This is a genomic window from Jeotgalicoccus nanhaiensis (assembly GCF_015235105.1).
GTDB lineage: Bacteria > Bacillota > Bacilli > Staphylococcales > Salinicoccaceae > Jeotgalicoccus > Jeotgalicoccus nanhaiensis.
In genome coordinates, this window is sequence record NZ_JADGLW010000003.1 from 442,750 (window position 1) to 456,920 (window position 14,171).

Annotated in this window: 15 protein-coding genes; 12 read left to right on the top strand and 3 right to left on the bottom strand. The window is 41.3% G+C overall.

Annotation, left to right across the window (positions count from 1 at the left end; translation table 11 throughout):
• Position 1 precedes the first annotated feature (1 nt).
• The gene (locus IR135_RS06835) at positions 2–1,177 is read right to left on the bottom strand and encodes an MFS transporter (protein WP_135097939.1); all 1,176 of its coding nucleotides are present in this window, start codon (positions 1,175–1,177) and stop codon (positions 2–4) included.
• A gap of 256 nt (positions 1,178–1,433) precedes the next feature.
• Between IR135_RS06835 and IR135_RS06840 the strand changes: the two genes are divergently transcribed.
• The 4 genes from IR135_RS06840 (at position 1,434) to IR135_RS06855 (ending at position 3,920) form a co-directional block, all read left to right on the top strand.
• On the top strand, positions 1,434–2,027 hold the full coding sequence (locus tag IR135_RS06840; protein ID WP_135097941.1) for a viroplasmin family protein: 594 nt from the start codon (positions 1,434–1,436) through the stop codon (positions 2,025–2,027).
• A 17-nt stretch (positions 2,028–2,044) separates the two neighbouring features.
• Positions 2,045–2,452, top strand: a complete 408-nt coding sequence (locus IR135_RS06845) for a hypothetical protein (protein ID WP_135097943.1) — start codon at positions 2,045–2,047, stop codon at positions 2,450–2,452.
• Positions 2,453–2,474: 22 nt separating this feature from the next.
• Positions 2,475–3,254, top strand: a complete 780-nt coding sequence (locus IR135_RS06850) for a Cof-type HAD-IIB family hydrolase (protein ID WP_135097945.1) — start codon at positions 2,475–2,477, stop codon at positions 3,252–3,254.
• Between the two features lie 201 nt (positions 3,255–3,455).
• Positions 3,456–3,920 (top strand): Dps family protein, encoded by a 465-nt coding sequence (locus tag IR135_RS06855; protein WP_115884804.1) that lies wholly within the window; start codon positions 3,456–3,458, stop codon positions 3,918–3,920.
• Positions 3,921–3,971: 51 nt separating this feature from the next.
• On the opposite strand, the gene IR135_RS06860 is transcribed toward IR135_RS06855, so the two are convergent.
• Entirely contained in the window at positions 3,972–4,631 is a 660-nt protein-coding gene (locus IR135_RS06860) for a metal-dependent transcriptional regulator (RefSeq protein ID WP_135097947.1), read from the bottom strand.
• Between the two features lie 150 nt (positions 4,632–4,781).
• The gene (locus tag IR135_RS06865; protein WP_135097949.1) at positions 4,782–5,504 is read right to left on the bottom strand and encodes an SDR family NAD(P)-dependent oxidoreductase; all 723 of its coding nucleotides are present in this window, start codon (positions 5,502–5,504) and stop codon (positions 4,782–4,784) included.
• Between the two features lie 113 nt (positions 5,505–5,617).
• On the opposite strand from IR135_RS06865, the gene IR135_RS06870 reads away from it, so the two are divergent.
• From IR135_RS06870 to IR135_RS06905, 8 genes are all read left to right on the top strand, one after another.
• Complete coding sequence (locus tag IR135_RS06870; protein ID WP_115884801.1) at positions 5,618–5,938, top strand: hypothetical protein; 321 nt, start codon at positions 5,618–5,620, stop codon at positions 5,936–5,938.
• Positions 5,939–5,953: 15 nt separating this feature from the next.
• Positions 5,954–7,255, top strand: a complete 1,302-nt coding sequence (locus IR135_RS06875; protein ID WP_135097951.1) for a pyrimidine-nucleoside phosphorylase — start codon at positions 5,954–5,956, stop codon at positions 7,253–7,255.
• 15 nt (positions 7,256–7,270) lie between these two features.
• Positions 7,271–8,419: a UTP--glucose-1-phosphate uridylyltransferase gene (locus IR135_RS06880; protein ID WP_135097953.1), complete on the top strand. Its 1,149-nt coding sequence runs from the start codon at positions 7,271–7,273 to the stop codon at positions 8,417–8,419.
• On the top strand, positions 8,419–9,129 hold the full coding sequence (gene trhA / locus IR135_RS06885; RefSeq protein WP_135097955.1) for a PAQR family membrane homeostasis protein TrhA: 711 nt from the start codon (positions 8,419–8,421) through the stop codon (positions 9,127–9,129). The genes IR135_RS06880 and trhA overlap by 1 nt, the downstream gene beginning before the upstream one ends.
• A 68-nt stretch (positions 9,130–9,197) precedes the next feature.
• The gene (proC, locus tag IR135_RS06890; protein ID WP_135097957.1) at positions 9,198–9,998 is read left to right on the top strand and encodes a pyrroline-5-carboxylate reductase; all 801 of its coding nucleotides are present in this window, start codon (positions 9,198–9,200) and stop codon (positions 9,996–9,998) included.
• A 72-nt stretch (positions 9,999–10,070) separates the two neighbouring features.
• Positions 10,071–11,621, top strand: a complete 1,551-nt coding sequence (locus IR135_RS06895; protein WP_135097960.1) for an amidohydrolase — start codon at positions 10,071–10,073, stop codon at positions 11,619–11,621.
• A 90-nt stretch (positions 11,622–11,711) separates the two neighbouring features.
• On the top strand, positions 11,712–12,761 hold the full coding sequence (locus tag IR135_RS06900; RefSeq protein ID WP_135097963.1) for an Mrp/NBP35 family ATP-binding protein: 1,050 nt from the start codon (positions 11,712–11,714) through the stop codon (positions 12,759–12,761).
• Entirely contained in the window at positions 12,758–13,531 is a 774-nt protein-coding gene (locus IR135_RS06905; RefSeq protein WP_135097965.1) for a KinB-signaling pathway activation protein, read from the top strand. The genes IR135_RS06900 and IR135_RS06905 overlap by 4 nt, the downstream gene beginning before the upstream one ends.
• Positions 13,532–14,171 lie beyond the last annotated feature (640 nt).

Genomic DNA, 14,171 nt, shown 5'->3' on the forward strand with positions numbered 1-14,171 from the left:
ATCAGGCTGTGAAGCGGTCTTTATCTTCTATAAAGTGTGTGGCAACCATGCATAAGGCGCCGAATATCAGCATGCCGCCTGCAATAAATGTGATTTCAGTGTAACTGAAATTGTTAGACAGGAGCACAGAACCCAGCGAAGCACCGATGGCATTTGCCAAGTTGAATACTGAAGCGGCGAGCGTGCCTGCAAGAGCCGGTGCCGTTATCGCAGCAAAAATAATCTTAGCATTAAGCATCGGTGAAATACCGAAAGTGCCTAAACCGAACAGGCCGGCAGCAAGGTAAGCGAGATAAGGTACCTTCAGCATAAATGTAAACCCGAGCAGCACGATGGCTACAAATAAAATAACCAGCGTTACGGCTCCCGTCAGTTTACCCGGCTGAACTCTGCCGGAAGAGAAATTCCCGATGACGGCGAAAGTACCGAACATTAGCATACTGAAGGTAACGCCAAGATCTCCCATATTGGCGATTTCACGCAGCATCGGTTCTAAAAAGGTGTATGCTGTAAAAACTCCGGAATAACCGAAGACGATTGTTATAATAAGCATGATGACATTTTTATCTTTTAAAGCTGACAGTTCTGCAGTAATTTTTGGGACGTCTGCAATTTTAAAGTTCGGAGTGACAAGAATCAAACCGAGCAGATTAATAACGCCAAGAGCGACAATCATCCAGAAAACCACACGCCAGTCGAGGACTGAACCGATGTAAGAGCCAAAAGGTACACCGAGCATTACTGCAATCACAAGGCCGCCATTGACAAGAGCAATAGCTCCCGTTTTTTTGTGAGGCGGTGAAATTGCCATCGCAAGACTCATCATGACGCCGAAAAACGGAGCATGCATCGAGGCAGATAACAGGCGTGACAGCAGCAGCACTTCAAAATTCGGTGCAGTCGCTGCAATGATATTACTGATAATAAAAATAGATATTAATATAAGTAATAATAATTTTGGGGAAAATTTTAAAGTTAAGAGCCGGATGACGGGTCCGAACAGAGCGACACTCAGCGCGTATACGCTCAGCAGCAGTCCTGTCGTCGAGACAGCAACATCTAAATCAGCGGCAAACTGAGTGAGCAGTCCCGTAACGACATATTCCGTCATGCCGACCGCGAAAGCTCCGATCATAAACACTGTAATAATTGTATTTCTTGAAGGATTTTTAAACATACGCGCCTCCCTTTCAAGCTTTCTATTAAAAGCACATAGGAGATATTAATACACATTAAATTCAATGTCCAGAGCAGCGCTTAAGAAAGTGTTTTCATATAAAAAGACAGTTTATTGAGAAAATACACTGACAGCAGATATGTGCTGATGTTTAAGACCAGTATCTTTAGGTGTTGACAGTTTACTATAAAACAGAGGGCTGCTCATGGTACAATCATGAGTGATTTTTATAGTTGAAACTTACAGGAGGATATATATGGCAAAATTTTATGCGGTAAGAAAAGGCCATCGTCCCGGTATTTACAATACATGGGCAGACTGCGAAAAAGCAGCAAAAGGCTTCAGCGGAGCCGAATTTAAATCTTTTAAAACAAAAGCTGAGGCGGAGCGTTTTATGAATAATCTTAAAGATGAAAATAAAAAAATACCTGACGGCGAGCTCGTCAGCTACGTGGACGGCAGCTATGATAAGCGTGTTAACAAGGCAGGCTTCGGTGCGGTGTTTATCATTAATGATGAAGTAATCCATACTGCTGCAGAAAGCACGCCTGTTGATCCGGATAATAATCTGTGGAATGTGTCGGCTGAAATTGCAGGTATTCTGTATGCCGTCAAATGGGCAATACAGCATGGTTATAAGACTATCCATGTGCACTACGATTACGCTGGTCTTGAAAAATGGTACACTGGGGAATGGCAGGCAAAAAATGCTGTCACGCGTAATTATGCTGAAGAAATGAACAGCTTTGGAAAACAAATCAACATACATTTTTACAAAGTCGCTGCACATACCGGTGTCCGTTTTAATGAGATGGCGGATGAACTGGCTAAACGTGCAGTGAATAACTAGCAGGAAGGACTTACTGTATGTACATATTATTATTTGTCCTCGTGGCAGGGCTGCTGCTTAAATTTGCAATGACGACTTTTTTCAACGATGACAGACTGCATTTTTCCTTTGATGAACGGAGATACTTCAGCGACGAAAAAGCAATAGGTAAAATAATGCGGCTGAAACTCGTTTATATTGAACGTGTGTTTTTAGTCCTTATGACAGTGGTATTTATTATTGGAGCAGCGATATTTTTCACAGGAAACATAACACTTGGAGTCTGGCTCTTGGTTAGTGTAGTTATACTGCAGCTCATTTTGAATATAGTAACGGATTTCAAACTGTACACTGCATTTCACGATAAATCTAATCTAGTCATGACAGTAATCTGGCTGCTGCTGATTATCGGTTTAATTATTTTAACGAATATTTATATACTGTAACAAATTATAGAAGAGGTGCCTTATGTCAAATCGCAAGTTAATATTTTTTGATATCGATGGAACGTTATACAACTCTGATAAAGTAGTGCCTGCTGAAGCGAAGAAAGCTGTCCGCCAGTTGAAAGAAGATGGGCATATTGTGGCGATCGCAACCGGCCGTGGCCCATTCATGTATAAGAAGCTGAGAGAGGAACTCGGCATTGAAACATATATCAGCTACAACGGACAATATATTGTTTTCGAAGGTCAGGTGATATATGATAATCCAATCGAAAGCAGCACACTGGAAAAATTAAGTGCACAAGCGCACAGCAATAACCACCCGGTCGCATTTTGCGATGAGAAAGATTTAAGGGTCAGCACAAAAGAACATGAACATGTAAAAGCGGGGATTGGTTCACTGAAACTCGACTTTGAAGTTTCGGAAGACAAAGCGTATTTTGAAGATAATGCTATTTATCAGTCTCTTCTGTTCTGTACAGAGGAGGAGGAAAGAGAGTATACAGCTTCTTATGACGACGTATATTTTTTAAGATGGCATGAATTCTGTATGGATGTTATTCCAGCAGGCGGATCAAAAGCTGAAGGAATAAAGACGCTGCTGGATAAAATGAATATTGATATTAAGGATACGTATGCATTTGGCGATGGACCCAATGATGTAGAGATGCTTGAGCTAATTGAGAATAGTGTTGCGATGGGCAACGGTGTTCAGGAAGCGAAAGCGGCCAGCAGATACGTCACTGGACACGTTGATGAAAATGGGCTCTATGACGGGCTGAAGATGACCGGATTATTATAATCCGGCTTTTTTATGTTTATAAAAAGTATGCAGGGGTATTGCTAAACAATAGTCGGAATCAGAGAGAACCTTATTTATAATAGTTATAAATAAGAGTTGAAATCTGTTTCAGACGTGGTATAATATATTTACAGATAATAATGATTCTAAATAGTGAGTTTAGGCGAAAATCAAATCTATATAAGAGAAAGGTGATTTTTAATGGTACAAGTTAAAGAGAAAACACAAGTAATCGAGGTACTTAATAAACAGCTGGCAAACAACACGGTATTATGGACTAAACTTCATAATTTCCACTGGTATGTTAAAGGACCTAACTTCTTTTCACTACATGCTAAATTTGAAGAGCTGTATGATGCAACAGGAGTATATGTAGATGATCTTGCGGAAAGAATTTTAACAATCGGCGGCGAACCAGTCGCAAAACTGACTGAAGCACTTGAAGAGTCAAGTATTGAAGAAGGCGAATACGGACTTGATGCAAAACAGATGGTTAAACAGCTGACAGAAGACTTTGAAGTACTCTCAGCAGAATTAAACCAGGGTGTGAAAGTGGCAGAAGGTGCCGGCGACGACCGTACAGCAGATATGTTCATCGCAATGGCTCAGGAGATTGAGAAAAATAACTGGATGCTTAAATCTTATTTAGGCGAAGACGTTAAATAATATAATATGACAAACGAAAAGACCGCTTCCTGCAGGAAGCGGTCTTTTCGTTTATTCGGTTTTATCAACGACGAATAAGTACTGGGCAATTGTCCGGCTCAGCGCAGTGTCTTCACCGGAAGTGTGATTGGTAATGTAAAAAAGATCAAGTTTTTTGTCACGGTCAGTAATTTGAATGTCATCGTTGATATTCAGATTAGCACGCTTAAAGTGCTGCACGAGCTTATCTTCATTTAATATTCTTGAAATGCTGACGATATCATCGTTTTTAATATCGGATAAACGAGTTGATACTTTTTCCTGGGTATCCATCAGTTCTAAAGGAATAGCGCCGCCGTGAGGGCAGTGTTCCGGATAGCCTAAATACTTTTCAAGCTGATCGGCTAAAATATCACTTGTCGAGTGTTCGAGCACTTCTGCTTCATTATGCACTTCATCGATATTAAATCCCAGATTGTCAACAAGGAAAACTTCCCACAGGCGATGTTTCCGTATCAGTTTTTTTGCATATTCTGCTCCTGCATCAGACAGCATACTTCCTTTATATGGTGTATATTCTACCCATCCTGCTTTAACTAAACTGTTCATCATTTCAGTCACAGTCGGGGGGGAAATATTTAAACGCTCGGCAATTTCTTTATTCGGCACCTGGATTTTCCACGCTCCAAGTTCGAACAGCACCTTTAGATAATCTTCTTTAGTTGGGCTCATTATTACCCTCCATTCTGAAACTTCAATTTTAATTATGAAGAAAAATTAATAGACTGGCAAATCATTTTCTAAAAATAAACAAGCGTTATTTTTTACCAGCCGCATAAAAAACGTCTGGAAATATCAGTTCCAGACGATAATTATATTTAATTACAGATTTCTAGGCTTTGGATTCGTAGCCCACATCTCGCTGTTTTTAACAAATGTGCGTGGATGAATCTTCAGTTGGTTGACGATAATATCAGCGATATCTTCGGGATGGGTCATCGTTTCGGGCTCGAGTGACGGTGTGCCGATTAAATCAGTTAAGACCGCTGATGGTGTTAAATACTGAACGCGTATATTATTTTTACGGACTTCCCGCATCACGCCTTCAGTTAATCCGATAACGGCATGCTTCGTCGCGGAATACAGTGCGCTGCCTGCTGACGAACGAAGACCTGAAACAGAAGCGATATTTACCACGTCGCCGGAATTCTGCTCCTGCATACCAGGCAGCACTTCTTTCATCATATAATACATACCGAAAACATTAACGTCGATCATTTTCCGGAACATATCTTCATTATCATCAAAGAAGCTGCCGTTACCCATAATTCCTGCGTTATTAATCAGAATATCGATATGGCCAAAGTCGTTTAATACTTCTTCGACGATGCTTTTAACATCCGCTTTAACTGAAACGTCACCGCTTACGGCAATAGCTTTTACATCTTTTTTTTCCAGGGTTAAAAGAGCATCTTTTAAAGTGTCGCTGTTGCGGCCGGCTATTGCAACGTTTACTCCGTTGTCAGCCAGTGCCTGGGCAGTTTTTAAACCGATACCTCTGGAACCTCCGGTAATTAAAGCAGTTTTCCCGTGTAAATTCTGCATATCTGTACCTCCACTTTTAAAGTTCATGTTATGAATTGTGACATATTTTAAGTATAATGAAGATATTAAAAAGATGAAATGGATATGCCTGTTAACAGAGAGGAGGATTTACAATGGCTGAACGCGGACAGACTAATATTTTTGATGATGTAATTAAGGAATCGGAATCGTTTGTTATTGTTGTGCAGGAAGTGCTGGAACAGAACGGCCGGCTGCAAAAGAAAATTTTACGTGAATATCCGAGCCTCGATCATACGGCAATGAAAAATTTGTTTGTGCATTTAAAGGATATTTATACTGACGAAAAACACAGTGAAAATGGGACATATTTTGATATAACAGTGTATACTAATGAAGATTATGCGGCTGAGAATATTTATGCGCATACGAAACGCTATAAGAATAAAAAGGAATGGACGGCAACGTCTAAATAGAAGGAGCACTTTACGATGAGAATGGTAGATATTATCGCCAATAAACGCGATAACAAAGAATTGACTAAAGAGGAGATTGAATTCTTCATTAACGGATATACAAATGGGGAAATTCCCGACTATCAGGCTTCAGCTTTATTAATGGCGGTTTTCTTCAACGATATGACCCCTGAAGAAGCAGCTGACCTTACGATGGCTATGGTGAATTCCGGTGATCAGATTGATTTGTCTGCAATTGACGGCATTAAAGTGGATAAACACTCTACAGGCGGTGTCGGTGATACAACTACATTAGTGCTCGCACCTTTAGTAGCAGCACTAGATGTTCCCGTTGCAAAAATGAGCGGGCGCGGCCTCGGTCATACCGGCGGAACAATTGACAAACTTGAAGCTTTAAAAGGTTTCCATGTGGAATTGACACAGGATGACTTTGTGAATCTTGTCAATAAGGACAAAGTTGCGGTTATCGGACAGTCCGGAAACCTGACACCTGCCGACAAATTAATTTACGCATTGCGCGATGTTACGGGAACGGTAAACTCGATTCCGTTAATTGCAAGTTCTATAATGAGCAAAAAAATTGCTGCAGGTGCAGATGCAATTGTCTTAGACGTTAAAGTCGGAGACGGCGCATTTATGAAAACAGAAGAAGATGCTGTAGCACTGGCTGAGACAATGGTGCGTATTGGTAATAATGTCGGCCGCCGCACGATGGCAATTATTTCAAGCATGGAAGAACCGCTCGGCTATGCTGTCGGTAACGCAAACGAAGTGAAAGAAGCAATCGATACGCTTAAAGGTGAAGGACCTGCTGACTTAACTGAATTATCATTAACACTTGGAGCACAGATGGCAGTTGTCGGCGGCAAGGCAAAAGATCTCGATGAAGCACGCGCTATGCTGGAAAAAGTTATTAAGGACGGCAGTGCTCTAGAAAAGTTTAAAGTTTTCGTTAACAATCAGGGCGGCGACGGCACGCTTGTTGATCATCCTGAAAATCTGCCGCAGGCAGAATATCACTTTGATGTTGTCAGCGAAGAAGAAGGATACGTTGAAGTCATCGATGCGGAAAATATCGGGGTTGCAGCATCAATCCTCGGTGCAGGACGCCAGACAAAAGAAGACGAAATCGACCTCGCTGTCGGTATTGTACTCGAGAAGAAAGTTGGAGACTATATCCAAAAAGGCGATGTTATCGCTAAAATTGCAGCGAACACTGAAGACGTGAACAGCGTCGCTCAGAAAGTTATCGCGAGCTATCATTTAGGCAGTGAGCAGAAACAGACTAAACTAATCAAACGTATTATTACTGCATAAGTTAGGAGAAAAAATATGATTGAAAAATGGATTCCTCAATACAATCTGCTGGAAGACAGCTATCAGGACAAAGTGAAAGAACAATTTAACGCGCTCGACATTGATACTATCGAACGTGTTTATAACGAAACATATGTCAACAAAACAGAAGTGGATTTATCTTCAGTAGAAGAGGTGCCTTATGTGCTGAAATCCGCACTCGATTTAGATGCTGTGTCTGAAGCGGCGAACACTGCTGTCGAGAGCGGCGAAGTTGCAGTAGTGCTGATGGCCGGAGGTCAGGGAACAAGACTTGAACACCCAGGTCCGAAAGGAACATTTTCATTTGAAGGTGTGTCGCTGTTCGAGCTTCAGGCAAGACAGATTCTCGAGTTTAAAAATGCACAGGGTGAGCTGAAAGTTCACTGGTATATTATGACGAGCGATATCAACCATGAAGAAACGATGGACTTCTTTAAAGAGCATAATTATTTTGAAGTGCCGGAAGAAAACATTCACTTCTTTAAACAGGAGCATTTTCCACCGCTGACCAAAGAGGGCGAACTGCTTCTTACCGAATATAAGGACATTATGCTGACACCGAACGGCAACGGAGGGATTTTCAGCTCATTAAAGAACAGCGGGATGCTCAAGGAGATGGAGCAGGCGGGCGTAAAATACGTATTTATGAACAATGTCGACAACGTTGTCGTTAAAGTGCTGGATCCTGCGCTGGTCGGTCTCCACGTTACTGAAAATAATGATATTACATCGAAATCGATTACGCCGAAATCTGGTGAGTCAGTCGGACGTCTGGCCGTAATGAACGGCAGTAAAGGGGTGGTGGAATATACGGAACTTCCTGCCGGCAGTGAAGACAAATTCACGAACGCAAATATCGGTATTCATATGTACAGCATGAACTTTTTAAATAAAGCAGCTGACGGTGAAATGCCTTACCATCTGGCGCTGAAAAAACTGGAACACCTCGACCATCATTTAACAGTTGTAAAAGAAGAGGTGCTGAAGTTTGAGAAGTTTTACTTCGATGCATTTAAATATGCTGATAAACACAATACGCTTCAGGTCGACAGAAAAGGTGAATTTTCACCGCTTAAAAATAAAGCAGGAAATGACAGTATAGAAACTGCCTTTAAAGATTTAACTGAAGAAGGACTGATCTAATGGCTGAAGAGTCAAATTCTGAAAGCAGCAAATATAATAAAGAAGAAGTATCTACAAGGATAGAAAGAACTTTGAAAAATGTTGTTCCCTTAACGTTCGGAGAAGAAGTGGGCAACGCGGTCAGTCACGGGGTAGCTGCGATAATATTTATTTTTCTGCTGCCGTTTACCGCTGTCTATATGTATCTGGAGGGTGGTATGTCTCATGCAGCCGGGGGTTCAATATTCGTCATCAGTATGCTGCTGATGTTTTTGACCTCCACTCTGTACCATTCGATGGAGCACAATACAAATCATAAATATGTTATGCGTCTTCTCGACCACAGTTTTATTTACGTGGCGATTGCCGGAACGTATACACCGATAGCAATTTCTGTTGTCGGCGGCACCTTCGGCCTTGTAATACTTATCGTGCAGTGGGTTGCAACAATACTCGGTATTCTCTATAAGGTGCTGGCACCTGTTGTGAACGAAAAAGTCAGTCTGGCAATTTATTTAATTATGGGCTGGTCCGCAGTTGCATTTATTCCTTCTATTATAAGTGAAACGTCGTGGGTCTTTATCGGCCTTATTATACTCGGCGGACTCGCTTACACTGCAGGGGCATGGTTTTATGCGCAGAAAACACGTAAATATTTTCACATGATTTGGCACTTCTTTATCATAATCGCAGCGATATGCCACTATACAGCGATTGTTTTTTATATCTGATGCAACCTTCGTGGATAATATGATATTATAGACAGCTTACGAATGAAAAACTGAGCGGAGTGGTAGGGATGAAAATAGTATTTTTTGGCGCAGGCAATATGGCCAGTGCGATATTTACAGGAATGATTGAAAAAGGAACAGTCAAAGCAGAAGACATTTATATTACGAGTAAGTCAAACCGGGTGGCAGCGATGGAATTTAAAGAATCGCTAGGTGTGAATGTGTCCTACGATGATGCGGAACTGTGCAAAGATGCCGATTATATCGTGCTCGCCAGCAAACCCCAGAACTTTACAGATGTAGCTGAACGGATCCGTCCGTATTTGGAAAAGAAAACAAAACTGATTTCGGTGATGGCGGGTATTCACATCGCGACAATTCAGGAAGAAGCTGGTATGGAAAATGCGGTAGCGAGAATTATGCCGAATACAAATGCAATGGTGCAGTATTCGGTTAACGGCATTGCATTTTCGGATGACTTCGACAACAAGGACGAACTGATTGAATTAATGGCGAGTTTCGGTAAAAATGTTGTCGTTGGTGAAGAAGGCATGGATAACATTACAGCAGCGACCGGCTCAGGGCCAGCATTTCTGTACTACATTTACGAACAGTATGCGAAAAGTCTCGAGGAACTCGGATTTTCAAAAGAAGATGCGGAAAAACTGACGAGAAACCTGGTTATTGGTACAGGGAAAACTTTATCGGAACGTCCTGAATCATTTGAACAGTTGCGGACGGATATTACATCTAAAGCAGGTACGACTGAAGCGGGCTTAGATACGCTCAGTGAATTCAAACTTCAGGAAATGATTTCGAAGACTCTCGGCAGTGCGAGGGACCGGAGTAAAAAATTAAGTGAACGATAAATGAATCTGGAAATACTTTCATATATAATAATATATGAAAGTATTTTTTTATAGATGAGAGGTATGGAATAGATGTCGACATTATATTATAACGGAACAATTTATACGATGAATGCACCTATGGATACGGTTGAGGCTGTATTAATACATAATGGTCTGATTGAGAGAATCGGGAGCTATGAAGAATTAAAATCATCTGCATCTGAATTTATCGATTTAAAAGGTAAAACAATGATGCCCGCCCTGACCGATGTGCACCAGCATCTGGTTATGATCGGCAAGAAACTGGAGCTGCTGGCACTCGACGATGTAACGGACATCGATGAGATGAAAGAACAGGTTAAAGCGTTTAAGACAAACCGCAGCTGGAACAATATCCTCGGCTATGATGAAAACAATTTCGGCAACCAGTATAAAATTACAGCAGAAGAGCTGGATGACCTGACCGATAAACCGACTTTAATTACGCGTATTTGTGCGCACGCGGGAGTAGTGAACTCTGCAGCTTTCGAAGCATTGAACATCACTAAAGATACCGAGGACCCGGAAGGCGGATATTTTGAACGAGATAAGGATGGCGAACTGACAGGCTGGGTATACGACAAGGCGTTTGAAGAAATGCGTGCGGCAACTGTGGAAGATACCGCCGAATCGTTAGGGGAAGACATTGCCCGCGGTGTTAAATATTTGCAGTCTCTCGGTATTGCGAATGTTCATACGGAAGATCTTGCCTACTACGGTGATTTTAATGTGCCGCTGGATGCTTATTTAAACACGCTGGGTAAAGACGCATTAAAATTCAGGGTGAATCTTCTGACTCATGAGCAGGTATACGAAGATGTCGTTAAGGCTGATAAAACATATAAAGAAAACTTTGTGGAACGCGATGCGATGAAGATTTTTGCAGATGGTGCTTTTGGAGCGAAGACTGCACTTGTCAGCGAACCATATAACGGTACACAAGACAAAGGACTGCAGATTCACACGGTGGAAAAACTGGAGCAGCTGGTTCAGACTGCCCGGGCTAATAATGATGCGATCGCTGTTCATATGATTGGCGACCGGGCGATTGAAATGGTGCTCGATGCTGTAGAGAAGTATCCTGTGCCAAAAGGGAAGCATGACCGTCTGATTCATATCAGTCTGCTGCGGCCGGATTTAATTGAGCGTATCGCCAAATTGCCTGTTGTTTGCGATATTCAGCCGACCTTCCTGACTTCAGATATGCCGTGGGTAGAGGAATATATAGGCAGTGCACGTGCAGAATATTTATATCCTTTTAAAACACTGCTGGATAAAGGTATTATACTCGGCGGATCATCCGATGCACCGATTGAAAAAGTTAATCCTTTTCTCGGCATTCATGCGCTGATGACCCGGGAGGATAACGGTACTGTATATAATCCGGAACAAATTGTCTCCCGTTTTGAAGCGTTTAAAATGTATACTACTGAAGCGGCCAGAATTGTCTACAGAGAAAATATACAAGGCAGAATAGCTGAAGGATATTTTGCGGACTTTATCGTGCTGGACAGAGATGTCATGACGGTCACACCGGATGAAGTCAAGGAAACAAAAGTGCTGAAAACTGTTATAGACGGAGAGCCAGTTTTTGAAATGTAACCGGAAATTCACTTTTCGTTTATATTAGCGTCTCTGATGTTGTGTTATTATTAACGGTAATGGAATTAAGTCGAATGAAGGAGCATATACATGATTACTGAAAGTCAGGTAAGAGAACTAGTAGGAAATTTGAACGACCCGATTTTAAATGTCCCGATCAGTGAGACCGAAGGGATTTTACAAGTTAGTATTAAAGAAGAGAAAAAACACGTCAGTGTTAAAATAGCAATTGGCCGCGAGGGCGGGCAGGAACAATTGGAACTGCAGATGAAAATCGTCAGCCTGCTTAAAGAAGAGGGTGCAGACAGTGTTGGACTGCGTTTTGAAGAGCTGCCGGATGAAACAATTGAAAAATTCCGCTCCACACGCGGCAGTGCAATGGAACGCGGTTTTACACTCGGAAAGACGGAATTTATTTCTGTCGCTTCAGGTAAAGGCGGCGTTGGTAAATCGACAGTTGCTGTGAATTTGGCAGTTGCGCTTGCAAAAGAAGGCAAAAAAGTCGGTTTAATTGATGCCGATATATACGGTTTCAGTGTACCGGATATGATGGGTATTACAGAACGTCCGGAACTTGACGGCGAAACGATTATCCCAGTAAAGAGATTTGGTGTCGAAGTCATTTCCATGGCTTTCTTTGTTGAAGAAAATACGCCTGTTATATGGAGAGGGCCGATGCTCGGCCAGATGCTGACAAGTTTCTTTGAAGAAGTGAAGTGGGGAGATCTGGATTATCTGCTGCTTGACCTGCCGCCGGGTACCGGCGATGTGGCATTGGATATTCACCAGATGCTGCCGCACAGTAAAGAAATCATCGTTACAACACCGCACCCGACTGCTGCCTTTGTTGCAGCAAGAGCTGGTGCAATGGCACAGCATACAGATCACGAGATTATCGGCGTGGTGGAAAATATGAGTTACTTTGAAAGTAAAGAAACAGGAAACAAAGAGTATATCTTTGGTAAAGGCGGCGGCCAGAAGCTCGCAGATGAATTAAATACGCCGTTATTAGGACAGCTTCCGCTGGGTCAGCCGAAATGGAATGAAGAAGATTTTGCACCGTCAGTATATGAAGATGATGAAATCAGTGCTGTCTATATAGACATGGCGAAGAAAGTGATCGGAGGCACTGCTGAATGACATCGAAGTATTTAGTTAAGTTTTATTTTGTTACATTAATGATTGGTGCGGTTATAACTACCGCCATCAGTCTGGTAACTGAATACGAAACTGTTACGAAATATTTGTTCCAGGGCCAGTTCGGTGACTTTTTTGCCGGCTTTATATTTCTGGTCGGCTACGGACTGTTAATAGCAACAGTCAGTCAGGTTGTTTTCTATATATATTTATTCATTCATCCGCTTGGCATGGGAATATTCAGAAAAGCCTGGCCGTATGTACAGATTCTTCTAATAATGTACGCAGTTTTCGATTTGTTCTATCTCCGTTTCAGACAGGTTGGGATAGATCACGGTTCTACATGGTCCTTTGTATGGATTCCTATTATAATCGTAGTAGCCGGAGTAGGCTTTGCATATTATAAAAATAAAATCACAAAGGCGAATGTATTTATAGCTTCAGCGTTCTTTATGATTTTTATGACTTCACTCACATTACTTCCTTTTATATCAGTAGAAGAGACTAACTGGATTTACCGTTCAGTATTTACGGTCATTCTGACTAACGCATATCAACTGATCAGATTGCCGAAGTATATAGAAGACTCTCAAAAAGAAAAAGAAGAGAGAGGCCGTATCACGAGAAGTGATATTAATGAGCAAAAACGCAGAGAGCTCAAAAAAGAAGCGGAAGAAAAACGTACGAAAGAAGAAAGCCAAATTAAAGCACGTGAGAAAATGGGTTATAAAAACAAAACGCGGCAAGCTGTGAAACAGGATAAGAAGAAATAATGAGTTAGAAATATTATGAAGAAAACTATATAAGAAGAAAAAAGACCGCAGAATGCTGATTTTGCGGTCTTTCTTTATAATATATAAAATTAATATATAAAAAGCGTTGACCTTTCCTCCGTATCTTGGTAAGATATAAAAGTCGTCAAAACACGACGCAACAAAAATTAACAAGAATAATAAAAAGTTAAAAAGTTGTTGCATCTGAAAAACAGACGTGTTATGATATGAAAGTCGTCGAAAGGCGCGAAAGAAACTTAACAAACACTTAAAATTAGTTATTGCATTCGAAGCTTGAATGTGCTAAGATATAAAGGTCGCTTCAAACGCGACGTAATCAAAACTTTATATTCTTAACAAAAACTTAATAAAAGTTGTTGCATCTGAAAAACAGACATGTTAAGATAACTTAAGCAATCACAGAGATTGCCTGAAAAACACAAAGAACATTGAAAACTGAATGACAATATGTCAACGTTTAATTCCGAATAAAGAAGTCTTCTATTAACTAGAAGCACACATTGAGGCGACCAATTGAAACGCAAACGAGATACTGTCAGCAGTATCAACAGAGCTTAAGTTTAAGTTCTCCAATCATGGAGAGTTTGATCCTGGCTCAGGATGAACGCTGGCGGCGTGC

Coding starts and splice junctions, on each gene's coding strand:
- IR135_RS06905 (WP_135097965.1), top strand. CDS start 12,758: ATGACATCGAAGTATTTAGTTAAGTTTTATTTTGTTACATTAATGATT.
- IR135_RS06855 (WP_115884804.1), top strand. CDS start 3,456: ATGGTACAAGTTAAAGAGAAAACACAAGTAATCGAGGTACTTAATAAA.
- IR135_RS06870 (WP_115884801.1), top strand. CDS start 5,618: ATGGCTGAACGCGGACAGACTAATATTTTTGATGATGTAATTAAGGAA.
- IR135_RS06840 (WP_135097941.1), top strand. CDS start 1,434: ATGGCAAAATTTTATGCGGTAAGAAAAGGCCATCGTCCCGGTATTTAC.
- proC (WP_135097957.1), top strand. CDS start 9,198: ATGAAAATAGTATTTTTTGGCGCAGGCAATATGGCCAGTGCGATATTT.
- IR135_RS06850 (WP_135097945.1), top strand. CDS start 2,475: ATGTCAAATCGCAAGTTAATATTTTTTGATATCGATGGAACGTTATAC.
- IR135_RS06875 (WP_135097951.1), top strand. CDS start 5,954: ATGAGAATGGTAGATATTATCGCCAATAAACGCGATAACAAAGAATTG.
- IR135_RS06835 (WP_135097939.1), bottom strand. CDS start 1,177: ATGTTTAAAAATCCTTCAAGAAATACAATTATTACAGTGTTTATGATC.
- IR135_RS06900 (WP_135097963.1), top strand. CDS start 11,712: ATGATTACTGAAAGTCAGGTAAGAGAACTAGTAGGAAATTTGAACGAC.
- IR135_RS06895 (WP_135097960.1), top strand. CDS start 10,071: ATGTCGACATTATATTATAACGGAACAATTTATACGATGAATGCACCT.
- IR135_RS06880 (WP_135097953.1), top strand. CDS start 7,271: ATGATTGAAAAATGGATTCCTCAATACAATCTGCTGGAAGACAGCTAT.
- IR135_RS06865 (WP_135097949.1), bottom strand. CDS start 5,504: ATGCAGAATTTACACGGGAAAACTGCTTTAATTACCGGAGGTTCCAGA.
- IR135_RS06845 (WP_135097943.1), top strand. CDS start 2,045: ATGTACATATTATTATTTGTCCTCGTGGCAGGGCTGCTGCTTAAATTT.
- trhA (WP_135097955.1), top strand. CDS start 8,419: ATGGCTGAAGAGTCAAATTCTGAAAGCAGCAAATATAATAAAGAAGAA.
- IR135_RS06860 (WP_135097947.1), bottom strand. CDS start 4,631: ATGAGCCCAACTAAAGAAGATTATCTAAAGGTGCTGTTCGAACTTGGA.